Annotated in this window: 19 protein-coding genes; 6 read left to right on the top strand and 13 right to left on the bottom strand. The window is 72.7% G+C overall.

The genetic code is table 11. From position 1 onward, the window contains the following. Positions 1-81 precede the first annotated feature (81 nt). The 4 genes from EV371_RS11925 to eno form a co-directional block, all read right to left on the bottom strand. The gene (locus EV371_RS11925; RefSeq protein ID WP_130462101.1) at positions 82-615 is read right to left on the bottom strand and encodes an amino-acid N-acetyltransferase; all 534 of its coding nucleotides are present in this window, start codon (positions 613-615) and stop codon (positions 82-84) included. Then, on the bottom strand, positions 612-1190 hold the full coding sequence (locus EV371_RS11920) for a DUF501 domain-containing protein (RefSeq protein WP_130465837.1): 579 nt from the start codon (positions 1188-1190) through the stop codon (positions 612-614). Before EV371_RS11920 ends, EV371_RS11925 begins: the two co-directional genes overlap by 4 nt. A gap of 89 nt (positions 1191-1279) precedes the next feature. Beyond that, complete coding sequence (locus EV371_RS11915; protein ID WP_130462100.1) at positions 1280-1954, bottom strand: septum formation initiator family protein; 675 nt, start codon at positions 1952-1954, stop codon at positions 1280-1282. 33 nt (positions 1955-1987) lie between these two features. Next, complete coding sequence (eno, locus tag EV371_RS11910) at positions 1988-3271, bottom strand: phosphopyruvate hydratase (RefSeq protein WP_130462099.1); 1284 nt, start codon at positions 3269-3271, stop codon at positions 1988-1990. A gap of 248 nt (positions 3272-3519) precedes the next feature. Here eno and EV371_RS11905 point away from each other — a divergent pair, with 248 nt between their 5' ends. Next, entirely contained in the window at positions 3520-4236 is a 717-nt protein-coding gene (locus EV371_RS11905; protein ID WP_130462098.1) for a hypothetical protein, read from the top strand. Between the two features lie 94 nt (positions 4237-4330). Here EV371_RS11905 and EV371_RS11900 read toward each other — a convergent pair whose 3' ends face one another. After that, positions 4331-5968 carry a DUF885 family protein gene (locus EV371_RS11900; protein ID WP_130462097.1) on the bottom strand — a complete coding sequence of 546 codons (1638 nt, stop codon included), beginning with the start codon at positions 5966-5968 and terminating at the stop codon, positions 4331-4333. A 149-nt stretch (positions 5969-6117) separates the two neighbouring features. Between EV371_RS11900 and EV371_RS11895 the strand changes: the two genes are divergently transcribed. Beyond that, on the top strand, positions 6118-7095 hold the full coding sequence (locus EV371_RS11895) for a DMT family transporter (protein ID WP_165436667.1): 978 nt from the start codon (positions 6118-6120) through the stop codon (positions 7093-7095). 66 nt (positions 7096-7161) lie between these two features. On the opposite strand, the gene EV371_RS11890 is transcribed toward EV371_RS11895, so the two are convergent. The 3 genes from EV371_RS11890 to mfd all read right to left on the bottom strand — a co-directional run bounded on the left by EV371_RS11890 (position 7162) and on the right by mfd (position 12675). Continuing rightward, positions 7162-8166 (bottom strand): nucleoside triphosphate pyrophosphohydrolase, encoded by a 1005-nt coding sequence (locus EV371_RS11890; RefSeq protein WP_130462095.1) that lies wholly within the window; start codon positions 8164-8166, stop codon positions 7162-7164. 73 nt (positions 8167-8239) lie between these two features. Beyond that, positions 8240-8956 (bottom strand): hypothetical protein, encoded by a 717-nt coding sequence (locus EV371_RS11885; protein WP_130462094.1) that lies wholly within the window; start codon positions 8954-8956, stop codon positions 8240-8242. A gap of 62 nt (positions 8957-9018) precedes the next feature. After that, positions 9019-12675 carry a transcription-repair coupling factor gene (gene mfd / locus EV371_RS11880; RefSeq protein ID WP_130462093.1) on the bottom strand — a complete coding sequence of 1219 codons (3657 nt, stop codon included), beginning with the start codon at positions 12673-12675 and terminating at the stop codon, positions 9019-9021. A gap of 176 nt (positions 12676-12851) precedes the next feature. Between mfd and EV371_RS11875 the strand changes: the two genes are divergently transcribed. The 3 genes from EV371_RS11875 (at position 12852) to ppc (ending at position 17636) form a co-directional block, all read left to right on the top strand. Beyond that, positions 12852-13769, top strand: coding sequence for a cyclase family protein (locus tag EV371_RS11875; protein ID WP_130462092.1), 918 nt, complete (start codon positions 12852-12854; stop codon positions 13767-13769). An 85-nt stretch (positions 13770-13854) separates the two neighbouring features. After that, positions 13855-14640 (top strand): TetR/AcrR family transcriptional regulator C-terminal domain-containing protein, encoded by a 786-nt coding sequence (locus EV371_RS11870; RefSeq protein ID WP_130462091.1) that lies wholly within the window; start codon positions 13855-13857, stop codon positions 14638-14640. A 209-nt stretch (positions 14641-14849) separates the two neighbouring features. After that, complete coding sequence (ppc, locus tag EV371_RS11865; protein WP_130462090.1) at positions 14850-17636, top strand: phosphoenolpyruvate carboxylase; 2787 nt, start codon at positions 14850-14852, stop codon at positions 17634-17636. A gap of 91 nt (positions 17637-17727) precedes the next feature. On the opposite strand, the gene EV371_RS11860 is transcribed toward ppc, so the two are convergent. From EV371_RS11860 to EV371_RS11840, 5 genes are all read right to left on the bottom strand, one after another. Further along, positions 17728-18369, bottom strand: a complete 642-nt coding sequence (locus EV371_RS11860) for an N-acetylmuramoyl-L-alanine amidase (protein WP_130462089.1) — start codon at positions 18367-18369, stop codon at positions 17728-17730. Between the two features lie 350 nt (positions 18370-18719). Then, a complete protein-coding gene (locus EV371_RS11855; protein WP_130462088.1) occupies positions 18720-19430 on the bottom strand; it encodes an ABC transporter permease in 711 nt (236 codons plus the stop codon). Between the two features lie 181 nt (positions 19431-19611). After that, complete coding sequence (locus EV371_RS11850) at positions 19612-20523, bottom strand: ABC transporter ATP-binding protein (protein ID WP_130462087.1); 912 nt, start codon at positions 20521-20523, stop codon at positions 19612-19614. Beyond that, positions 20520-21404, bottom strand: coding sequence for an ABC transporter permease (locus EV371_RS11845; RefSeq protein WP_130462086.1), 885 nt, complete (start codon positions 21402-21404; stop codon positions 20520-20522). The genes EV371_RS11850 and EV371_RS11845 overlap by 4 nt, the downstream gene beginning before the upstream one ends. Further along, the gene (locus EV371_RS11840) at positions 21401-22399 is read right to left on the bottom strand and encodes an ATP-binding cassette domain-containing protein (protein WP_130462085.1); all 999 of its coding nucleotides are present in this window, start codon (positions 22397-22399) and stop codon (positions 21401-21403) included. The genes EV371_RS11845 and EV371_RS11840 overlap by 4 nt, the downstream gene beginning before the upstream one ends. Before the next feature lie 286 nt (positions 22400-22685). Between EV371_RS11840 and cysC the strand changes: the two genes are divergently transcribed. Next, positions 22686-24215: an adenylyl-sulfate kinase gene (gene cysC / locus EV371_RS11835; RefSeq protein ID WP_130462084.1), complete on the top strand. Its 1530-nt coding sequence runs from the start codon at positions 22686-22688 to the stop codon at positions 24213-24215. The last annotated feature ends 30 nt before the right edge of the window (positions 24216-24245 follow it).

Here is a 24245-nt window from a genome sequence, read left to right as displayed (position 1 = left end):
ACGTCGTCCTTCACCCTACGTCGTCGCCAGTCGCGGCGACACGGCGTCCGCGCCGGAGTCGTCCACGCCTGATCGGAGTGGTCAGAGTCTGAGCAGCATCCGGCTGTTGCCGAGGGTGTTCGGCTTGACCCGTTCCAGGCCGAGGAACTCGGCGACACCCTCGTCGTAGGAGCGGAGCAACTGCTCGTAGACCACCTGCGGCACCGGCGCCCCGTCGATCTCGACGAAACCGAAGGCGGCGAAGAACCGGGTCTCGAAGGTGAGTACGAAGACCCGGGTGACGCCCAGTTCCCGGGCGGTGGTCAGCAGCTCCGCCACGATCCGCTGGCCGATCTTGCGCCCCCGGTGTTCCGGGTGCACCGCCACCGTCCGAATCTCGGCGAGGTCCTCCCACATCACGTGCAGGGCACCGCAGCCGATCACCCTTTCGTCCGCCGGATCGACCGCGACCCAGAACTCCTGGACATCCTCGTAGAGCGTGACGGTGGCCTTGCTGAGCAGCCGCCGCTCCGGGCTGTAGGTGTCGATCAGCTCCCGGATCCCGCGAATGTCGGCGGTCCGGGCCCGCCGGATGACCAGCTCGGCCGGGACCGGCGCCGCTTCGCCGCCGGTCATCCGGGCGGCTCCGCCGAGCGGGCCGAGGGCACCGGTTCGACGCACGGGCCGTCGGCCCACCACTGTTCGAGCAGCTCCAGCACCTCGTCGCCGAACGGGTTGACGCCGGGGCCGGCGGCCAGCGCGTGCCCGAGGTGCACGTGCAGGCACTTCACCCGGCCCGGCATGCCGCCGGCCGAGGTCCCGTCGATCTCCGGCACGGTGCCGATCGCCTCCCGCCGGGCCAGGTAGTCCCGGTGCGCCGCCAGATAGCGCTCGGCCAGCTCAGGGTCGGTGCCCAGCCGCTCCTGCATCTGACGCATCAGCCCGGCGGACTCCAGCCGGCTGCACCCGGCCACCGCCCGGGGACAGGTCAGGTAGAAGAGGGTGGGGAAGGGCGTGCCGTCGGCGAGCCGTGGGGTGGTCTCCACCACGTCGGGCTGGCCGCACGGGCAGCGGTGCGCGATCGCCCGGGTGCCGCGCGGCGTCCGGCCGAGCTGGGCGGCGACGGCTGCCAGGTCCGCCTCGGTGGCCGGCTCCCGCACGGGTGCCGGCACACCGGCCACCGCCGGCTCCGCGCCGGCACGACCGGCCACCGCCGGCTCCGCGCCGGCACGACCAGCCACCGCCGGCTCCGCGCCGGCACGACCGACCGCACCGGGTACGCCGGCCGGTGGGGAACCGCTCACCGGCCCGCCCTGTCCGGCTCGTTGGCGGCCTGGACGCTGGACCAGAGGGTGTCGTACCACGGCTCGGGGGCCCGTTCGGTCGTCTTCGGGTCGACTCCGGCGTCCCGGGCGGCCCCCCGGTGGTCGGTGAGCACCACCAGCGGCGCCTCTCCGGGCACCACCATGAAGAACCGCTCCCTCGCCTGGATCTTCACGTACTCCGGGTCGTCCCAGAGCGCCGCCTCCTCGGTCAGGTCACCGATGAGTTCCCGCTGCGCCTGCTGGGCCGCCTCGATCCGGGCGATGTCGGACTGCTGGTTGAGGTAGACCCGCACCGGATAGGTGTACGCGAGCGCCAGCGCCACCAGCACCCCGGCGAGGACGGTCGCCCGACCGGTGTAGCGCCGGGGGTGCTGGGCGTACGTCCGCTTCACGGCCCGGGCCGCGACGGTCCGGCGGGCCGCCGCGGGCCGGCTGCCCGAGCGGGAGCCGTCGGCGGCCCGGCCGGTGCCGGAGGACCGGGTCGAGGCGGATCGGCTGGCTCCGGAGGCCCTGGCCTGGCCCTGGCGTGGCTCGACTCGGGACCCCGGATCCCGACCCGAGCCACGGCTGGTCCTGGGCGTACCGGACCGGCCGGCACGATCCGGTCGTCGAGCCGGGCCCTGCCCGCTCGGCGTACGGCGTTGCGTCATCGCCGTCGCACCCCTCCCCCGAAGGCTGACCCGTCAGTTCGAACGGTAGCGCGGGAACGCGCCGGTGCCGGCGTACCGCGCCGCGTCGGCCAGCTCTTCCTCGATCCGGAGCAGCTGGTTGTACTTCGCGACCCGGTCGGAGCGGGCCGGCGCACCGGTCTTGATCTGGCCACAGCCGGTGGCCACCGCCAGGTCGGCGATGGTGGTGTCCTCGGTCTCACCGGAGCGGTGGCTCATCATGCACTTGAAGCCGGCCCGGTGCGCCATGTCGACCGCTTCGAAGGTCTCGGTCAGCGAACCGATCTGGTTCACCTTTACCAGTACGGCGTTCGCGGTCCGCTCCGCGATGCCCCGGGCGATCCGCTGCGGGTTGGTGACGAAGAGGTCGTCGCCGACGATCTGGATCCGGTCGCCGAGCGAGGCGGTCAGCCCGGCCCAGCCGGACCAGTCGTCCTCGGAGAGCGGGTCCTCGATGGAGACGATCGGGTACTCGTCGGCCAGCTTGTGGTAATAGGCGGTCATCTCGTCCGCCGTCTTGGTGCCGCCCTCGAAGGTGTAGACCCCGTCGGAGAAGAACTCGGTGGCGGCCACGTCGAGCGCGAAGACGATGTCGGTGCCGAGCCGGTAGCCGGCCTTCTCGACCGCCTCGGCGATCAGGTCGAGCGCGGTGGAGTTGGTCGGCAGGTCGGGGGCGAAGCCGCCCTCGTCGCCGAGGCCGGTGGCCAGGCCCTTCTTCTTCAGCACCGACTTGAGCGCGTGGTAGACCTCGGCGCCCGAGCGCAGCGCCTCGCGGAAGGAGGGCGCGCCGATCGGGGCGATCATGAACTCCTGGACGTCGACGTTGGAGTCGGCGTGCGCGCCACCGTTGAGGATGTTCATCATCGGCACCGGCAGCAGGTGCGCGTGCGGTCCGCCCAGGTAGCGGAAGAGGCTCAGCTCGGCGCTGTTCGCCGCCGCCTTCGCCACCGCCAGCGAGACGCCGAGGATGGCGTTGGCGCCCAGCTCGGACTTGTCGTCGGTGCCGTCGATGTCGAGCATCTTCTGGTCGATCAGCCGCTGCTCGCTGGCCTCGTAGCCGATGAGCTGGTCGACGATCCGGTCCTCGATGTTGGCGACGGCCTTCTCCACGCCCTTGCCGTTGTAGCGGTCGGAGTCGCCGTCGCGCAGCTCGATCGCCTCGAAGGCTCCGGTGGACGCGCCGGACGGCACCGCGGCGCGGGCGACCGTACCGTCGTCCAGCCCGACCTCGACCTCGACGGTCGGGTTGCCGCGCGAGTCGAGAATCTCCCGGGCGACGATTCCCTCGATGGTGGCCACTGTCCTGCTCCTCAAGAATTGAAGTCGATCCATCGATAGTCGATGGATCGACTATCGATGGCGGTCCGTCCCCGTCGCGGCGGTGCGGCGCAGGCTTCCGCAGGGAGCCTATCGGTCGGGCCCGGGGCGCCGGGCGCTGGCTCCGCCCCCGGCGCCGACCGCGAACCACTGCGACATTTGCGGATTTCCTTCACAGTACGTGGGAACCGGTTTGCGCGCGCTTGACCCGATCGTGAAGGCTGTGGGCCATGCCGGCTGTGTCGATCTCACTCCGGGTGCTCGCGGGGGCGATCATCTCCGTACTGGCGGTCTCCGGGTGCCAGGCCCTGGACGACGCCGGGCGGGTGATCGGGCGAGCTGACCTGGTCAACGACCTGGCCGCCCGGCTGGATCGGTCCACCGAGTTGACCTACTCGGCCGATTACCAGCTCACGGGCGGCCGGAGCGCCTCGATCTCGCAGTCGCAGGACCCGTTGCGCGCGGCGTACACCTATCCCGGCGGCAAGCTGACGGTCACCACCGACGCCACCACGGCCTGCGACACCAGCACGAAGAAGCCGACGTGCACCCTGACCGCGCCTCCACCGGCGAACGCCAAGCCGTCGATCACGATCTTCACGGACATGAACAAACGCGGTCTGGTCACCCCGCCGGTGGTGATCGGCCTGCTCACCGCCGCCGCGCTCGACCCGGACGCGACGATCCGGCAGTACGACACCACCGTCGCCGGCCGGCACGCCACCTGTGTGGAGGTGGGCCAGCTCAGCGACGCCCCGGCGACCGGCTTCGACGCGTGCATCACCGACGAGGGCGCGTTGGGCAGCTTCACCGGCACGGTCGACGACACCGATGTCGAGGTGGCGCTGAGCCGCTACCGCGAGGCGGTGGAGAGCAGCGCCTTCGACCTGCCCGCCGGTGCCGGGGTCGTCGACCGGCGCCCGGAGGCGGGCCAGTCGCCCACCTGACGAGGACTCCGGTCGAGGTCGGGCGAGGGCTCCGGTCGAGGTCGGGCGGGGGCTCCTGCGGAGAGTCGAGGTCGGGCGAGGGCTCCGGTGGAGGTCAGGCGAGGTCGTACTCGTCCAGGCCGAGCAGCGCGGGCAGGTGGCGCGGCGCCGGGGAGCCGTGCGCAAGCATCGCGTCGTGCCACTGCCGTACCGGCACCCCGGCCGGCCGGCGCGCGGCGACCCCGGCGACCTGGTGGTAGCCGACGAAATAGGTGGAGAGCTGGGTCGAGGTGAGCAGGGCACGGCGCCACTTGCCGGCCGCCTCGCCCTCCTCCTGGAAGCCCCGCCCGGTCATCAGCGCCAGCGCGTCGGACTCGGAGAGCTCCTCGCAGTGCGTCAACTGGTCCAGGATCGCGTTGATCGTCATCCGTAGCTGCATCTTGAGCTGCTGCAACCGCACCGCCAGGCCACCGAAGCCGCGCGCGACCATCGCCTCCTCGGCGTAGACCGCCCAGCCCTCGATGAACGTCCCCGAACGGCCGAGCGCCCTGGCGCGGCTGCTGCCCCGGTAGCGCCGGGCGTGCGCCAGCTGGAGGAAGTGCCCCGGCACCGCCTCGTGGGCGGTGAGGTTGCGGATCATGTGGTCGTTGTACTCCCGGAAGAACGACTCCACCCGGGCCGCCGACCAGTCCGACGGGGTCGGCGCGATGCAGTAGTACGTCGGCATCGTGGCGGACTCCAGCGGCCCGGGCGCGTCGCAGTAGGCGACCGCGACCCCCCGGTCGTGCTCCGGCATCTCCCTGATCACGCAGGGGTCGTCGACCAGCGACACCAGGTCGGTGTCGGCGACGAAGTCGCGCGCCTCCTGCAGGGTCGTCCGGGCCAGCGGCACCACCGAGGAGTTGTCCGGGCGCTCGTCGCCGAGCAGGGCCAGCGCCTGGCGTACCGTCTCGTCCGAGGCCGGGCCGCCGACCAGTTCGACCGCGGCCGCCCGGATCTGCTCGGTGACCCGCTCCAGGTTGGCCCAGGCCGAGTCGAGCACCTGCCGGGCACCGAGCTCGGTGTCCAGGGTGTGCCAGAGCCGGGCCTCCCAGAGCCGCCGCCCCAGCCGGGGGTCCCGGCCCGGCCCGGGGTCGTCGCGCAGCCCGGAGCGGAGCCGGTCCGCGAAGCCGGCCAGCTCGCGGGCTGCCGCCCGGGCGACCGGCTCGACCGTGCCGCGCAACCCGGGCACCTCGGCCAGCAGTGCCGGCACCTGGGCCCGGACCAGGGCCGCCGCGCCCTCGAACTGCCCGGCGGCGGTCTCGGCGTGGATCCGGGGCACGTCCCGGAGCACGGCCCGCGCCGTGGCCAGCGCGTCCGGTACGGCGGCCAGCCGCCCGGCCAGGCTGCCCAGCCGTACGTCGGCCGGGGCGAACGGGCGGGCGACCAGCGCGTACAGCAGCGGTCCGGGGTTGTGCACCAGGGGGTTCCACTCGTGCGACCGCACCTCGGTCAGCTCGAAGATCCCCCGGTCGACCAGTGCGGTGAGTACGGCGTGGTCGACCCGTTCCGGAACGTCCAGCTCTTCGGCGTCGACCTCGGAGAGCGCGTGCGCGGCGTCCCGCAGCATCGCCACCCGGCCGGCCACCGCGTCGGCGGAGCGGTCCGGCAACCGGTCGTCGAGACCGTGCACGCCGACCGAGAGGGCCAGTTCGGGATCGCTCGCCAGGAGCGCGTCGACGATCCGTTCGGCGAGCGGGACAAATGGTGGCATGGGGAAAACCTAGACGGCCGACGTTCCGCCCGTCGGCCGGCATATCGGCAGCCCGCTCCCGGAACCGGCGGCCCCGACCCTAATGGTCCTGTCACAACGCCTCGGTTTGGCCCTGCCTCATGGACCAATCACGCCGTAGCGTTGCTCCGGTGCAGGTCTCGAACCCCGTCGCGGTGCTGCTCTGCGTCGGCGGGATGGTGCTGGTCGGCAGCTCCGTCTCGCTCAGTCAACTGGTCCTCGACTATCCACACCTGACCGGCCAGGCCGCCCGGTACGGGCTGGCCGCCGCCGTACTGTTCGCCCTGGTCCACCGCTTTCCCGGACTGCTGGCCGGCGGCACGCCCCCGCCCGGCCGGCCGAACCGGCGGGAGCTGGTCGTGCTGACCACCCTCGCGCTGACCGGGATGGCCGGGTTCAACGCCTGCATCCTGGTCGCGCTGCCGCACGCCGACCCGGCCGTGGTGGGGACCTTCATCGGCGCCGCACCGCTCGGGCTCGCCCTGCTCGGCCCGCTCACCGCCGGCCGGCGACCGACGCTCCGGCTGGTCGGGGCGGCCGGGATCGTGGTCGCCGGTACCGCACTGGTCCAGGGCAGCGGCCGGGCCGACGCGGTCGGCATCCTCGCCTCGCTCGGTGCGTTCGGCGGCGAGATCGCGTTCTCGCTGCTCGCCGCCGCCGTACTCCCCCGACTCGGGCCGGTACGGGTCGCGGCGTACAGCTGCGCACTGGCCGTACCGCTGCTGCTGGCGGCGGCGATCCCGGCGGGTGAACTGGCCCGGTGGCGGGCGCCCACCGCGACCGAGACCGCGACGTTCGGCTATCTGGCGGCGATGATGACCGTGGTGGCCTTCCTCGCCTGGTTCACCGGGCTGCGCCAGCTCGGGGTGGACCGGGCCGGGGTGCTCGTCGGGCTGATGCCGGTCGCCACCCTGCTCACCGCCGCCGTCCAGGCCGGTCGACCGCCCGACCCGGGGCAGACCGTCGGGGTGCTGGTGGCAGGGGTCGGGATCGCCGTCGGCCTGGGCGCGGGCAGGTCCCGGCGGGACCGCGCTGCTCCGCGCGATCCCGAGCCTGCCGGTGGCCGGGATCGACCAATCAACACCTCATCGCACACCGGTTCGCGATGAACGCCCGCCGGTCGGTCCGGGCCGGGTCTCCCGGTCGCCGTCCCGCCGGTGCGCCGTGCCACGACCTCAGGACGGCGCGGCGGAGTCCCCCTCGGCGGCCCGGACCGTCGCCGCATAGTCCAGGGTCGCCCGGCGCAGCGCCGACTCCGCATCCAGGCCCGCCGCCCGGGCCCGGGCCACCGCGTGCAGCAGGCTCGCGCCCAGCCGGGCCGACTCGTCGGCCCCGGCCGTGGGCACCGGCAGCGGCACCTCCAGCCCGGCCCGGTCGACCCGGTGCAGCACCTTCGCCGCCAGTGCCAGCGCCGGCTGGGAGAGCGCGACGCCCTCCAGCACCGAGGCCCGGGGCTTCTCGGCCCGCTTGATCCGCTCCCAGTTCTCGATGATCTCGTCGATGTCGTCGACCTCGGCCCCGCCGAAGACGTGCGGGTTGCGTCGGACCATCTTCGCCACCAGGCCGCCGGCCACGTCGTCGATCGACCAGCACTCGTCCTCGGGCAGGTTCTCGGCGAGCCGGGCGTGCAGCACCACCTGCAACAGCACGTCCCCCAGCTCCTCGCGGAGCGCGACGAGATCGTTCGCTGCGATGGCGTCGTACGCCTCGTAGCTCTCCTCGAGCAGGTACTGCGCCAGCGAGGCGTGGGTCTGCGCCTGCTTCCACGGGTCACCGCCGGGCGAGACCAGCCGGTCCATCACCGCGACCACGTCGAGCAGCCGAGCACCGGGCGGATCCCAGGAGCCGTACATCAGCTCCAGCTCGGCGAGCCCGGGTTGGCGGGCCAGCCGCAGCCCCAGCTCCCGGGCCAGCTCCTCGTCACCGGCCGGGCCGGCCAACCAGACCGCCGTACCGTGCGAGGAGACCGTGGCCAGCAGGTCAGGCACGGGCGACCGGGTGACGGTCACCTCGGCACCGGCCGCGCGTACCGCCGCGCTCAACTCGCTCTCCGCGCCGGCCAGCACCGGGAAGCCGCGTACGACGTCCCAGGCGGGCGCGGTCAGCAGCCCGGCCGGTAGCCGGGGCGAGGTGACCAGCAGCACGATCCGACCAGCCGGGCCGGGCAGTGTGCCGGTCATCGGGCGGTGGGACTGGTCGACGGCAGGGTCATCGGGCACGGCCGGTGCTGCGGGCCGGGTGTCGCCGCGCCGCTCAGCGGGGATCGATCACGGTGTCGGAGCCGGCCTGGCCGATCGGCACGACCACCGCCGGGCTGCTGTCCGAGAAGGTCAGCACCGGGTACTCCAGCGGCCGGTAGCGCGGGTTGACCGTGACGTCGGTGCTCTCCAGCGCCTCGACCAGCGCGTTGCGCATGGTAAGTGCGCGGCGCAGCACGTCACCGTCGAGCTGTTGCCCGGCCTCGCCGTCCTTGGCGTCCGGCGGGATCACCCCGGCGACCCGGCCCCGGGCCACAACGTCCATCAGTTCCTCCTGGGTCGGCGCGACCGGCTGGGTCACCGGAATGCCGGCCCGGCAGGCGTCCACCTCGGAGAAGAGCCGCGCGTAGCGGGAATCCGCCGGCAGGCCGGTCACCCGGGCGATCTCCTCGATCGGGGCCTGCTCCGACGGCTTGAAGCCCTTGTCGGCGGCGAGCTTGAGGCAGACCTCCCGCATCACCAGGGTGGTGACCACCTCGCGCCGGGTCGGCGCCTTCGACTCGGGAGCGCCCGGCTCGGGCGTCGCGCCCGGCTGCCCGCTCGGTGACACCTTGCTCCGGGCATCGTCGAGCACCGAGGTCACCTCCTCCTCGGTGATCTGCTTGTCCCCGAGGTAGACGGCGACGCTGGAGTCGGACCGGCAGGCGGACAGCGCGGTGGTGCCGAGAACGGCAATGACCGCGATCGAAGCCAGACGACGGACACGCTGCATGCTCGACACTCTCTCACGCAGCCCCGCCGGCCGCGGCACGGGGTCGGAACCGCCCGCCCCGCTCACCTCGCCGACACCGCTGACACCGCCGGGGCCGCCGTCGCCGACGCCGGTTCGCCGAGCACGTCGCGGAGGAGTTGGGCGCACCAGTCCAGCAGGGCCTGGTCGCGCAGCGGCTCGCCGCCGATCCGCCGGGTCGTCGGCCGCGGCACGCTGACCTGGTCGGTCGCCGACTTGTAGACCGCGTCCGGGTGGTAGCGCTTGAGGCGGAGCTGTTTCGAGTCCGGCAGCGGCAGCGGGGAGAACCGCAGGTGCCGGCCCTGGGCCGAGACGTCGCTGAGCCCGTACGCCCGGGCCAGCAGCCGGAACCGGGCCACCGCCACCAGGTTCGCCACCTGCTCGGGCGGCTCGCCGTACCGGTCGGTCATCTCGGCGACCACCTCGGCCAGCCGATCGGCGTCCCGGGCCTCGGCGAGCTTGCGGTACATCTCCAGGCGCAGCCGCTCCACCCCGATGTAGTCGTGCGGCAGGTGCGCGTCGACCGGCAGGTCGATCTTGATGTCGCCCTCCTCCTCCGGCCGCTCGCCCTTGAACGCCTGTACCGCCTCGCCGACCATCCGGACGTAGAGGTCGAAGCCGACCCCCTCGATGTGCCCGGACTGCTCGCCGCCGAGCAGGTTGCCGGCGCCCCGGATCTCCAGGTCCTTCATCGCCACGTACATGCCGGCGCCCAGCTCGGTGTGCTGGGCGATGGTGGCCAGCCGCTCGTGCGCGTGCTCGGTCAGCGGCTTCTCCGGCGGGTAGAGGAAGTAGGCGTACGCCCGCTCCCGGCCCCGACCGACCCGGCCGCGGATCTGGTGCAACTGGGCCAGCCCCAACAGGTCGGCCCGCTCCACGATCAGCGTGTTGGCGTTCGGGATGTCGATGCCGGACTCGACGATCGTGGTGCAGACCAGGACGTCGTACTCCTTCTCCCAGAAGCCGACCATGACCTTCTCCAGGGCGTCCTCGCCCATCTGGCCGTGCGCGACCGCGACCCGGGCCTCCGGGACCAGCTCCCGGATCCGCCGGGCCGCCCGGTCGATCGACTCGACCCGGTTGTGCAGGTAGAAGACCTGGCCGTCGCGGAGCATCTCGCGGTGGATCGCCGCCGCGACCTGCTTGTCGTCGTACGCCCCGACGAAGGTCAGCACCGGGTGCCGCTCCTCCGGCGGGGTGGCGATTGTCGACATCTCCCGGATGCCGGTGATCGCCATCTCCAGGGTCCGCGGGATCGGCGTCGCCGACATGGTCAACACGTCCACGGCGGTACGCAGGGTCTTCAGGTGCTCCTTGTGCTCCACCCCGAACCGCTGCTCCTCGTCCACCACCACCATGCCGAGCGACTTGAACCGGGTCGCCGACTGGAGCAGCCGGTGGGTGCCGATCACGATGTCGGCGCTGCCGTCGGCGGCGGCGGCGAGGGTCGCCTCGGCCTCCTTCGGCGTCTGGAACCGGGACAGCTGCCTGATCGAGATCGGAAACTGCCCCATCCGCTCGGCGAAGGTGTTGTAGTGCTGCTGCGCCAGCAGCGTGGTCGGGACCAGTACGGCGACCTGCTTGCCGTCCTGCACCGCCTTGAACGCGGCCCGGACCGCGATCTCGGTCTTGCCGTACCCGACGTCGCCACAGATCAGCCGGTCCATCGGGGTCGGCTGCTCCATGTCCCGCTTCACCTCCTCGATCGCCCCGAGCTGGTCCGGCGTCTCGGTGTACGGGAAGGCGTCCTCCAGCTCCCGCTGCCACGGGGTGTCCGGGGCGAACGCGTGCCCCTTGGAGGCCTTGCGGGCGGCGTAGAGCTGGACCAGCTGGGCGGCGATCTCCCGTACCGCCTTGCGGGCCCGGGCCTTGGCCTTCTGCCACTCGGCGCCGCCCATCCGGTGCAGGGTCGGCTGCTCGCCTCCGACGTACCGGGAGAGCTGGTCGAGCTGGTCGGTCGGGACGAAGAGCCGGTCGCCGGGCTGGCCGCGCTTGGATGCCGCGTACTCGATGACCAGGTACTCCCGGTCGGCACCGTTGACGGTGCGCTGGACCAGCTCGACGTACCGGCCGATGCCGTGCTGCTCGTGCACGACGTGGTCGCCGGCCCGCAGCTCCAGCGGGTCGATGGTGTTTCGCCGCCGGCTCGGCATCTTGCGCATGTCCCGGGTCGACGAACCCCGGCCACCGGTGATGTCGTTGCCGGTGACCACCGCGAACCGGGCCTGCTCGTCCAGGAAGCCGTGGTTGAGCGCGCCGCAGGCCACGACCAGCTCCCCGGCACCGGGCGGGGTCGGCACGGTCTCGGTCAGCGCGGCGCCGAGCCCGGCGTCCCGGAGCACCTCGACGGCGCGCTGCGCCGGCCCGTGCCCCTCGAAGACCAGCGCCACCCCCCAGCCGTCGCCGACCCAGCGCAACAGGTCGTCGACCACCCGGGCCGTCTCGCCGTGGTAGAGCGGCACCGGCTGGGCGTGCAGCGCCAGCGACTCGCCGGTGTCCGGCACCACCGTCACCTCGGGCTCCGGCTCCACCGCCCACGGCTCGACCGTGGCGGCCGGGCCGGGTGCCGCCGCGCCGAACCCGAACGGGGACGCCGACCACCAGGGCTGGCCGAGGGCGGCGGCGGTGGCGCGTACCTCCGCCAGGGTCTTGAAGGCGGCGGCGCCGAGGTCGATCGGGGCCTGGCCACCGCTGGCCGCCGCGGCCCAGCTCGCCTCCAGGAACTCCGCCGAGGTACGCACCAGGTCGTGCGCCCGGGTCCGGATCCGCTCCGGGTCGCAGAGCAGTACGTGACTGCCGGCCGGCATGCAGTGCAGCAGCAGTTCGAGCGAGTCCGCGCCGATCAGGGCCGGGGCGAGCGACTCCATTCCCTCTACCGGGATCCCCTCGGCGAGCTTGTCCAGGATCTCGGCCAGCTCCGGATGCTCGACCGCCAGCTCGGCGGCGCGGTGCCGGACCGGCCCGGTGAGCAGCAGCTCCCGGCAGGGCGGCGCCCAGAGCGCCGGTACCGCCTGGATGGTCCGCTGGTCGGCGACGGCGAAGGTGCGGATCTCCTCCACCTCGTCGCCCCAGAACTCGACCCGGGACGGGTGCTCGTCGGTGGGCGGGAAGACGTCCAGGATGCCGCCCCGCACGGCGTACTCCCCGCGCTTGGTGACCAGGTCCACCCGGGCGTACGCGAGGTCGGTCAGGCGCCGGGCGGTCTCGGCCAACCCGGCCTCGGCACCGGCGGCCAGCCGGACCGGTTCCAGGTCGCCCAGCCCTTTGAGCTGTGGCTGCAACACCGAGCGGATCGGGGCGACGACCACCCGGACCGGCCCGGCGTGCTCGGCGAGGTCGGGGTGGGCCAGCCGGCGGAGCACGCCGAGCCGCCGGCCGACGGTGTCGGACCGGGGCGAGAGTCGCTCGTGCGGCAGGGTCTCCCAGGCCGGATAGACCACGACCCGCTCCGGCGGCAGCAGGCTGCCCAGCGCGGCGGCCAGGTCGTCGGCCTCCCGGGTGGTGGCGGTCACGGCGAGCACCGGCCGCCCGGCGCCGCCCGCCTCCGCGTCGGCGGCCACGGCGGCGACCAGGAACGGGCGCAGCGTGGGCGGGGCGGTGATGTCGAGCCCGTCGGCGTCGGGGCCACCGGTGCGGGCCAGCGAGCGGGCCCGGGCCAGCGCGGGATCGCGGAGCGCGGCGGTGAGCAGACCGGTGAGCACGCAGATCACAACCTTGCCTTTGGGCGCACTTGCATTCGGGCACGCGGAAAGTGCCCCGCGCCCGGTGCGGACGGGGGGTGTCGGGTCCAGCGTAGTCCCTACGACCGGACCTACCCCCGTTGCCGTTCGCCCTGGCCCCTTGGCCGGAACCGCCGTTCCGTGATCGACTGAAGGTCATGGTGGAGCAGTGGCGGGTCCGGTTCGACGCGGAGGTTCGGTTCGTCAACGGCGGTGGGCTGACCGTGCACGGCTTCCGGCTGGACATCCCGGGCACCGGGATCACCGACGAGGAGTTGGCCGCGCTCCTCGTCCGGCATCTCGGCCTGCTGATGGTCGGCGAGGTGCGGATCACCGGCAAGGAGCTGATCCGCGAGCCGCACAAGGGCGGGCGCGGGGTCGCCACCGCCGCCGAGCCCGGCCGGCGGTCCCGGCTGATCGAGCTGAGCCACGTGATCCGGGACGGCGTGGTCAGCTACCCCGGGCTGCCCGGGCCCCGGATCGTCGAGTGGCTGAGCCGGGAGGCGTCCCGGCAGCGGTACGCCGCCGGCACCGAGTTCCAGATCGGTGAGATCACGATGATCGGCAACACCGGGACGTACGTCGACGCGCCGTCGCACCGCTTCGCCGACGGGGCCGACCTGGCCGGCGTACCGCTGGATCGGCTCGCCGACCTGCCCGGTGTCGTGGTGCGGGTGCCACCCGGCGTCCGGGCGGTCGACCGGCTGCTGCTGGCCCCCTACGAGGTGGCCGGTCGGGCCGTGCTGCTGCACACCGGCTGGGACACCCGGTTCGGCTCGCCCGGCTACGGCGCCCCGGAGCATCCCCACCTGACCGGGGACGGGGCGTCCTGGCTGGTCGAGGGCGGTGCGGCGCTGGTCGGCATCGACTCGGTGAACATCGACGACACCTCCGCGGCCGCCGGCGGCGCCCGGCCGGCGCACACCGCCCTGCTCGCCGCCGGCATCCCGATCGTGGAACACCTGCGCGGGCTGGACTCGCTCCCCCCGGAGGGGTTCCGGTTCACCGCCGTGCCGCCACTGGTCGAGGGGATGGCCAGCTTCCCGGTTCGCGCGTACGCCCGGTTGGACGGCTGACGGTACGCCAGTTCACGCAAGGTACGCCTATTCACGTACATTGTACGGAAAGCGGTGTCCGGACCGTACCCGAGCGGAGGCGACGATGGCGGTGGAGCGCAGTGGCGGCGGGGATCCGGCCCGGACCCTGGCGCTGCTCTGGACCGCCCAGCCGTCGCCCGGAACGACCGGAACCACCGGCAGACCGACCCGGGGCCGCCCGCCCCGGCTGACCGTGCGGCAGATCCGGCAGGGCGCTATCGCGTTCGCCGACCGGGAGGGGCTGGCCACCATGTCGATGGCCCGGGTCGCCGAGGAACTGGGCGTCGGCACGATGTCCCTCTACACCTACGTCCCGGGCAAGGCCGAGCTGATCGACCTGATGGTCGACGGGGTGATGGCCGAACGCGACCTGCCCGGCCCGGACGACGTAGGCCCGGCGGGCTGGCGGGCCCGGATCGAGCTGTACGCGGAGCGGACCCGGGCGATGTACCAGCGCCACCCGTGGCTCCGGGAGGTCTCCACCGTCCGCCCGCCGCTCGGGCCGGGACTGCTCGCCCAGCAGGAGTACCTGCTGGCCGCCCTCGCCGACCTCGGCCTGCCGGCCCGGCAGGCGGTCGCCGCCGCGGACGCGATCGTCACCTTCGTCGACGCCGCCGCCCGGCAGCAGGCCGAGACCGACCAGCTGGAACGGGCCACCGGCCAGTCGACCGACGAGTGGTGGTCGGACCGGGACTCGTTCTGGGCGGAGCACTTCGACGTCGAGCGCTATCCGGCGATGAACCGCACCTGGGAGGCGGGCGGCTTCGTCGACACCCCCGACGCGATGGCCGACGCCTACCGGCTCGGGCTGCGCCTGCTCCTCGACGGCATCCAGCGCACCGACGCCTAACGGCGGGCAGGAGCGTGAGCAAACTAACGATCATGGGCGGCTTCGCCCGGGACTCGACATAACGTACGTTTTGTCGGCGCCGGTTAGGCTCTACCAGTACCCGTGGCCGGCAGCACGGCACAGGGCTCGTTAGCGTTCCGCGACCGGCCGCCGATAGCATCCACTGTGTCGGACAACGCTGTCCTCCGTACTCGATCAAGGAGCGCACGGTGACCGACCAGCATGATCACGACGGGCCCGACGCCGCGCTGCGGGCCGACATCCGCCGGCTCGGCAAGCTCCTCGGCCAGACCCTCGCCCGCCAGGAGGGCCCACCCCTGCTCGACCTGGTCGAGGAGGTCCGCGCGCTGGTCCGGCACGACGCGGAGGCGGCCGCCCAGCGGCTCGGCGCGATGGACGTGACCACCGGCACCAAGCTGGCCCGCGCCTTCTCCACCTACTTCCACCTGGCCAACATCACCGAACAGGTGCACCGCTCCCGCGACCTGCGCCGGCAGCGGGCCGCGCACGGCGGCTGGCTCGACCAGGCCGCCCGGCTGATCCGGGAGCGCGGCGTGCCTCCCGAGGAGATCGCCTCGGTGGCCCGCCGCCTCTCCGTCCGGCCGGTCTTCACCGCCCACCCGACCGAGGCCGCCCGCCGGTCGATCCTCTCCAAGCTGCGCGCCGTCGCCGACGAACTCGACGCCGAGGCCGCCGCCGCGATCCTCTACGGGGCCAGTGACGAGGGCCCGGCCAACCGGCGGCTGGCCGAACTGCTCGACCTGCTCTGGCAGACCGACGAGCTGCGACTCGACCGGCCGGACCCGACCGACGAGGCCCGCAACGCCATCTACTACCTGCGTGACCTCTACGCCGAGGCGGCGCCGCAGGTCCTCGACGACCTCGCCGACACGCTGCGCGGGCTGGGCGTGGAGACCGCGCCGACCGCCCGGCCGCTGACCTTCGGCACCTGGATCGGCGGCGACCGGGACGGCAACCCCTTCGTCACCCCGCAGGTCACCCGGGACGTGCTGCTGATCCAGTACGAGCACGGCATCCAGGCGACCGAGGCGGCGATGGAGGCACTGATCAACGAGATCTCGGTCTCCCGCCGGCTGCGCGGGGTCAGCCTCGACCTGAGCGCCAGCCTCGCCAAGGACCTGGACGCGCTCCCCGAGGTCGCCCCCCGGTTCCGCCGGGTCAACGCCGAGGAGCCCTACCGGCTCAAGGCCCGGTGTGTCCGGGCCAAGCTGGCCAACACCCGCCGCCGGCTCAACCAGGGCACCGCGCACGTGCCGGGGCGGGACTACCGGGGCTCCGCCGACCTCCTCGCCGACCTGGAGCTGATGCGCGCCTCGCTGGCCCGCAACTCCGGCCAGCTCACCGCGGTCGGCCGGCTCGCCTCGGCGATCCGCACCGTCGCCGCCTTCGGCCCGCACCTGGCGACGATGGACATCCGGGAGCACGCCGAGGCGCACCACGTGGTGGTCTCCCAGTTCTACACCCAGGTCGGCGAGGTGCCGGACTACGCGACGCTGAGCCGGAACGAGCGGACCAAACTGCTCGCCGAGGAGCTGGCCGGCCGCCGTCCTCTCTCCACCATGGACACCCCGCTGACCGAGTCGGCCCGGAAGACCTTCGACGTCTTCGGCGCCATCCGGGAGGTGCAGGAACGGTTCGGCGTCGAGGTGATCGAGTCGTACGTGATCTCGATGACGCTCGGCGTGGACGACGTACTCGCCGCCGTGGTGCTGGCCCGGGAGGCCGGGCTGGTCGACGTGCACACCGGCCGGGCCCGGATCGGCTTCGTGCCGCTGCTGGAGACCCCGGCCGAGCTGGACGCCGGGGGCGAACTCCTCGACGAGATGCTGTCGCTGCCGGCGTACCGGGCGATCGTGGCGGCCCGGGGCGACGTGCAGGAGGTGATGCTCGGCTACTCCGACTCCAACAAGGAGGCCGGGATCACCACCTCGCAGTGGTCCATCCACCGGGCCCAGCGCGCGCTGCGGGACGTGGCCGCCCGGCACAACGTACGGCTGCGGCTCTTCCACGGCCGGGGCGGTACGGTCGGCCGCGGCGGCGGACCCACCCACGAGGCGATCCTCGCCCAGCCGTACGGCACGCTGGACGGCGAGATCAAGGTGACCGAGCAGGGCGAGGTCATCTCCGACAAGTACACCCTGCCCTCGCTGGCCCGGGAGAACCTGGAGCTCACCCTGGCGGCGGTGTTGCAGAGCACCCTGCTGCACACCACCCCCCGGCAGCCCGCCGAGGCGCTGGACCGCTGGGACGCCACCATGGACGTGGTCTCCGGCGCGGCATACCGGCGCTACCGGTCGCTGGTGGAGAATCCGGACCTGCCGGCGTACTTCTGGGCCTCCACCCCGACCGAGCTGCTCGGCGCGCTCAACATCGGCTCCAGGCCGGCGAAGCGACCGAACACCGGTGCCGGGCTGGCCGGGCTGCGGGCCATCCCGTGGGTCTTCGGCTGGACCCAGACCCGGCAGATCGTCCCCGGCTGGTTCGGAGTCGGCTCGGGGCTGGCCGCCGCCCGCGAGGCCGGGATGTCCGACATCCTGGCCGAGATGCACCGGGCCTGGCACTTCTTCGGCACGTTCCTGTCGAACGTCGAGATGATGCTCTCCAAGACCGACCTGAACATCGCCCGCCGGTACGTCGAGACCCTGGTCCCGGAGCCGCTGCACCCGATCTTCCACATGATCGAGGCGGAGTACGAGCTGACCAAGCAGGAGGTGCTGGCCATCACCGCCTCCCCCGCGCTGCTGGAGAACTCCCCCGTGCTGCAACGCACCCTCGCCGTCCGGGACACCTACCTGGAGCCGCTGCACCACCTCCAGGTGGCGCTGCTGCGGCAGTACCGCGACTCCGGCGCCGCCGGTCGGGCCATGGCGACCGCGCCGGGCGGCCGGCGCGCCCCCGGCGACGGTACGGCGCTGGAGCGGGCCCTGCTCACCACCGTCAACGGGATCGCCGCCGGGATGCGCAACACCGGCTGAACCGGACGAGGTCTACTGTTTCCGGGAAAGAGTGCCTCCAGCCGACGCCGGAAGGCACTCTTTCCCGGAACTAGCCCGATCGCCGGACCGGTCAGGCCAGCCCGAAGTAACGGGCGATGCCCTGGGCATGTCCGACGGCGAGCGCCTGCCGGAACGCGGCCTGGCCGAGCAGGTTGGCGTCGGCGGCCCGGTCGATGAAGAGGTTCTCGGTGAGCACGGCCGACATCGCGGTCTCGCGCAGCACGTGGAAGTTGGCCGTCTTCTGGCCACGGTCGGTGACCGAGGCGACGCCGCGGGCGTTGCTCAACACCGCCGCGTGCACGTAGTCCTGGAGGCGCTGGGTCGCCGAACCGGCCGACGGATAGACGTAGCTCTCGAAGCCGGTGCCGCCACCGGCGTTGATGTGGATGCTCACGAAGATGTTGGCGCCCCAGGAGTTCGCGTCGCTGGTCCGCCAGGACAGGCTCCGGGTGATGTCCGAGGTGCGGGACATGCGGACCGAGACGGTCCAGTTGTTCTCCAGATAGGTGCGGGTGCGCAGCGCGATGTCGAGGGTCAGCGCCTTCTCCTGGAGGCCGTTTCCGACCGCGCCGGAGTCGGTGCCGCCGTGGCCGGGGTCGAGATAGATCTTGGGCGTCGCGGCCTGGGCCGGGCTGGCGAGCAGGGGCGCGGCGACCAGACCGGCAGCCGCGGCGAGCAGGACCCGCCTGCGTACGAGGGGTGCGTCGGGCATGGGTTCCTCCCAGGGGATGTGGACGGGTGGTGCCGTCCACGGGTGGATGTGACAGCCGAGACCGGGGGTGGCGTGACAGCTGGATCACGGATGAACTCGACGGTGCGGGCAGCGCGGTGAGCCGCACGCCCACGGTGAACGCCGCGCCCCCACACCGGCGGCGTTTGGCCGGTAATTTTCACCGCCTGCGGCGCTGGCGTAAATTTTCGACATGACGGCCGTCGATGTCAAGACCGAGCGGTCACGGGGGGAGCCGCTGTCCCGGTCGGGACAGCGGCTCCGGTGATGCGCGAGGGTCGGCCGTCATCGGCCGAGGATGGGCGGCGGGTCGCCGTCGGGCCGTGGCGCCGTCAGCTCGTCTCGCCGGCCACGCTGAACCTACCCAGGCGGCGGACCGCCAGCATCGTGAAGCCGACCGTGAAGAGCGCGCTCATCACGATCGCCACCGGCAGCGACACCGACCCGTCCAGCAGCGCCGTCGGCGCGATCCGGTCGGTCAGGGTCACCACGTAGTGCTGCACCGACAGCACCCGGGTACCGCTGACGATGCTGTTCAGCAGCCCCTCCCAGATCAGCACGTAGACCAGGCCGAGCAACACCGGGCGCCGGGTCAGCAGGCTCAGGGCCAGGAAGAACGCCGAGTACGCCAGCGCGCCGACCACGCTCGCGGCGGCCAGCCCGAGCCCGAAGCGTACGGAGTCGACCAGCACCCCGGCGACGTAGAGGGGTACGGCGACGGTCAGCGCGGTGACCCCGGTCGCCACGGCCAGCTTCGGCAGCACGACCTGCCAGCGGGGCAGCGGCTTGGTCAGGATGTGCAGCAGCGTCCCGTCGTCGATCTCGGAACCGAGCACCCCGGTACCGACGATCAGCGCGGTGACCGGCAACAGCACGCCCAGTCCCAGCCCGTACACGATCGGTTCGCCCCACTGGGTCGGGTCGACGCCGGCCGACCGGGCCAGTACGGCGAGCCCGACGAGCAGGACCGGCAGCGGGAAGAGCAGCAGGAACCGGCGACGGCCGAAGAGGCCACGGGCGGTGATCCAGGCAACGGTCGACATGGTCACTCCTTCGTTCGCGACTGCGGGGCTCGCAAAACCGGCTCACTCCTCGCACTCACGGCCACTCCTTCGTTCGCGACTGCGGGGCTCGCAAAACCGGCTCACTCCTCGCGCTCACGGCCACTCCTTCGTTCGCGACTGCGGGGCTCGCAAAACCGGCTCACTCCTCGCACTCACGGCCCTACGCCTCCACCAGGTAGGAGAACACGCTCTCCAGGGACTCGTCCGACGGCAGCAGCCGGCGGACCCGGATGCCGGAGGCCAGCGCGATCTTCGGCAGCGTCCGGGTGAAGCTGCCGTAGTCGCTGGCCCGGACGGTCAGCCCGTCCCGGGTCACGTCCACCCCGTTCACCGAGGGCTGGCCGATCAGCTCCACCGCCAGCCGCCGGTCGTCGCTGGACTGGACCGCGAAGACGTGCGGCCGGTTGGTCATCAGCCGGCGGATGGTCCGGAAGTCGCCGGAGGCGGCCAGCCGGCCCGAGACGATCACCTGGACCGTGCCGGAGACCTGCTCGACCTCCTCCAGGATGTGCGAGCTGAACAGGATCGTCCGGCCCTGCCCGCCGAGCGAGTGCAGCAGCTCCATCATGTGCAGCCGCTGCCTCGGGTCCATGCCGTTGAACGGCTCGTCCAGCAGCAGCACCTCCGGGTCGTGCACCAGGGCGGCGGCGACCCGGGCCCGCTGGCGCATGCCCTTGGAGTACGTGCCGATCCGGCGGTCCTGCGCGTCGGTCAGCTCGACGAGTTCGAGCGCCCGCCGGGCCGCCGCCTCCGGCTGGGCCAGCCGGTGCAGCCGGGCACTGGCCAGCGCGAACTCGTACGCGCTGAGAAAGTCGTAGACCGACTCGCGCTCGGTCACCAGGCCGAGCCGCCGGTAGACCGCCGGGTTGCCCCAGGTGGGTTCGCCGTCCAGCGTCACCGTGCCCTTCGAGGGGGCCAGGAACCCGGCCATCATGTGCAGCACGGTGGTCTTGCCGGCACCGTTCGGCCCGAGCAGCCCGGTCACGCCGGCGCCGAGGCGCATCGACACGTCGTTGACGGCCACCACGTTGCCGTACCAGCGGGAGACCCCGGCCAGTTCCACGTCACTCATTTTGCGGCGACCTTCCGGTAGCGGGCGAGCAGCAGCAGGGTTCCGGCGACGACCATGGCGACCCCGACCAGGCCGTACAGCGGGCCGTACGGGTCGACGTCGAAATCACTGCTCGCCTCGAACGCCCAGTCCCCGATCCCGCCGACCAGGGTGACCGGACTGGCCAGCCAGGCGAGCTGGGTCGCGGCCTCGTACGGCAGCACCGACAGCACCACGACCACCGGAGTGGTCAGCAGGAACGCCCCGACGATCGCCCCGGCCGCGACGGCCCGGCGCCGGACCAGGGAGGCGACCAGCAGCGCCAGCACGGAGTAGACGACCGCGTGCACGGCGACGTAGCCGAGCGCCGGCAGGAAGTCACCGAGCTCGTCCCAGACCGCCCCGATGCCGTCGACCATGAAGGCGGCGCCGGCGAACATCACCGTCAGCGGCACGCCGACCGTCAGGAACGTGGCCGAGATCAGCGCGGCCAGCTTGACCAGCGCGTAGTCCGAGCGGTGCAGCGGGCGGGCGAAGTAGAGCGGCAGCACCCCGCTGTGCAGGTCCCGGGAGACGAGTTCCGGCGCGACGATGGCGCAGAAGAAGATGATCAGCACGCTGAGCGCCTCGGGAAACTCGGCGTAATCCAGCGGCGCCTCGCCGATCTGGGCCCGGACCGCGATCAGCACCGCGGCGACCACCCCGACCACCCCGACGATCAGCCACGGGAAGATCTTCGCCTTGAAGGTGCGACCGAGCCCGAAGGCGGTACGCAGGCTGTGCAGGTAGAGCCCGCCGAGCAGGTGTCGCCGGCCGAGCCGGGGACCGTCGTACCGCTGGTATCCGATGTCGTGGATGACCCCGGCCGGGCGGTCGGTCTGCGGGACGTCGAGCGTGGTCATCGTGCGCCCTCCAGGGCCGTGCCGGCACCGGTCGACTCGGGAACCCGGGCCGGGTCGGTGGCGAAGAGTTCGACGACCCGGTGCCGCCGCTGGTCGAGCCGGTGCAGCGGCAGGTCCAGCTCGGCGACCGCGGTCAGGATCAGGTCGTACGTCTTGTCGAGTGCCGAGTCCCGCGCCTGCGCGCCGACCGGCACCGTCCCCGCGTCGAGCAGCGGTACGAGCAGCAGCCGGCCGTCGCGCCGGATCGGGAGGCCGGCGGCGGTGAGCCGGGCGGCCAGTTCGTCGCTGCCCTCGCTCACCTCGACCGAGAGCACCTCGGTCACCGCGGTCATGTCGGCCAGTTGTGCGGAGCGGAGCAGCCGGCCGCCCTCGATCGCGACGAGCGCGTCGCAGATCCGTTCGACCTCGCCGAGCAGGTGCGAGCAGACCAGGACCGAGATGCCGAACTCGGTGCCGATCCGCTCGATCAGGGTGAGCATGGCGTCGCGGCCGGCCGGGTCCAGCCCGTTGGTCGGCTCGTCGAGCAGCAGCAGGTCGGGGTCGTGCACCAGTGCCTGGGCCAGCTTGACCCGCTGTTTCATGCCGGTGGAGTAGCCGCCGACCTGGCGGTAGCGCTCCTCGTAGAGACCGACGTGCCGCAGCGTCTCGGAGGCCCGCTCCCGGGCGGTCGTCTTGGGCAGCCCGCTCATCCGTCCCATGTGCGTGACGAACTCCGCGGCCGACAGGTCCGGCGGCAGGCAGTCGTGCTCGGGCATGTAGCCGACCCGGGCCCGGACCTGGTGCCCGTCCGTCATCGGGTCGAGGCCGAGCACCCGGGCCTGTCCGCCGGTCGGCTCCAACAGGCCGAGCATGATCTTGATGAAGGTCGACTTGCCCGCACCGTTGGCTCCGACCAGACCGACGATGCCCGGCTCGACGGTGACCGTCAGGTCGGACAACGCGGTCACCCGATTGCCGTACGTCTTGGTCAGCGACTGGGTCGCGATCAGTGTCACGCTGCCAGCCTAGGGCCGGTGGCCCGACCGGGAGGTCCGGAAACCACCCTGGAACTACCCCGAATCGGCGAGCGTCGGAGCCGGGCCTCCCCTAGGGGCCGGGGTAGGACTTTCGGCACGACCCGGCGCCGGGTTGGGTAACCTCCTGAAAGCCGAAGACCGAACCCGGCGCTGCCGGACGCGTGGTGCTGTCGATCCGGGCGTCCAAACGGGAGTGGCGGTCTCGACCGATCGGCGGCCGGCTGCGAAACTGTGTGCCGGCTGGCCGGGTAGTTGGGGAGTGCGGATGAGCAACGGGTGGGTGCTGCCCGATGAGTTGCTGCGTGACGCTCCGGCGTACACGCCGCGCCCGTATGAGCTGGCCGACCTGGAGTTGCTGCTCTCCGGAGCGTACGCCCCGCTCGCCGGTTTCATGGGCCGGGCCGACCTCGGCTCGGTGGCCCGGCGCGGCCGGCTCGCCGACGGCTCCTCCTGGCCGGTTCCGGTGACCCTCCAGGTCCCGGCCGACCTGGTCAGCGGCATCGACCTGAACAATCCGGTCGAGCGCGGCCTGGTCCTCACCGACCCGGAGGGGGCACCGACCGCGCTGCTGGAGGTCACCGACCTCTGGCCGACCACCCAGGGCTGGTGCGGTGTCGGCGGCCCGGTGCGCCGGATCGGCGACGGCGGCCACGGCCCGTTCCAGCGGCTCCGCCGGTCTCCGGCCGAGGTCCGGGAGCTGCTGCCACCGGGCCGGGTGCTCGGGGTGATCGCCGACCGGCCGCTGCACCGGCCGCAACTCGCACAGATCGCCCACGCGGTACGGACGCTCGCCGCCCACCTGCTCATCCTGGTGCCGGTCGCCAACACCGGCCCGGACGGGCTGCCGCCGGAGGCGCTGGTCCGGAGCATATTCGGGGCCCGCGACCGGATGCCCCCGGCCACCATCGTCGCGGTACCGATCGCCCGGCGCGGCGACGACATCTGGGACGCGCTGCTCCGGGCCCGGGTGGCCCGGGCCTACGGGGTGACCCACGTCCTCTCCACCACCGAGATGCTCACCGGTGGCGGGCTGCGCATGCTGGTCCCCCGCGAGCTGGCCTACGACAACCGGGACGGCCAGTGGCGGTGGCGGGACGACATCCCGCCGCGTAACCGGCGACTGCCGCTGGGGCAGGAGGAGATCGAGGACCTGCTCGACCGTGGCTTCCCGCTGCCGGAGTGGCACACCCCGCCGGCGGTCGCCAAGGAGCTGACCCGGGCCCGGCCGCCCCGCCGGCACCGGGGACTGGTGGTCTTCCTCACCGGGCTCTCCGGCTCGGGCAAGTCGACCATCGCCCGGGGCCTGGCCGACGTGCTGCGGGAGAGCGGGGACCGCACGATCACCCTGCTCGACGGTGACGTGGTCCGCCGGGAACTCTCCGCCGGGTTGGGCTTCAGCCGGGCGGACCGCGACCTGAACGTACGCCGGATCGGCTGGGTCGCCGCCGAGGTCGCCCGGCACCGGGGCCTCGCCATCTGCTGCCCGATCGCCCCGTACGCCCGGGCGCGGGCGACCGCCCGGGAGATGGCCCGGGCCGCCGGGGCCGGTTTCGTACTGGTGCACGTCGCCACCCCGCTGGAGGTCTGCGAGCGGCGGGACCGCAAGGGCCTGTACGCGCGCGCCCGGGCCGGCCAGCTCACCGGGATGACCGGCATCGACGACCCGTACGAGGAGCCGACCGACGCCGAGCTGGTGCTCGACACCACCGACCTGACGGTGCAGGAGTGCGTGCACCTGCTCTTCGCGCACCTGACCGAGACCGGCTGGGTCGAGCCCCGCCTCCAACAACTGTAAGGAAGGGCCCCCTCTCATCGCATTCTGATC

The organism is Plantactinospora sp. CNZ321, assembly GCF_004217235.1.
Note: the sequence above shows the minus strand (reverse complement) of the source record. Positions and strands in the feature narration are given on the sequence as shown.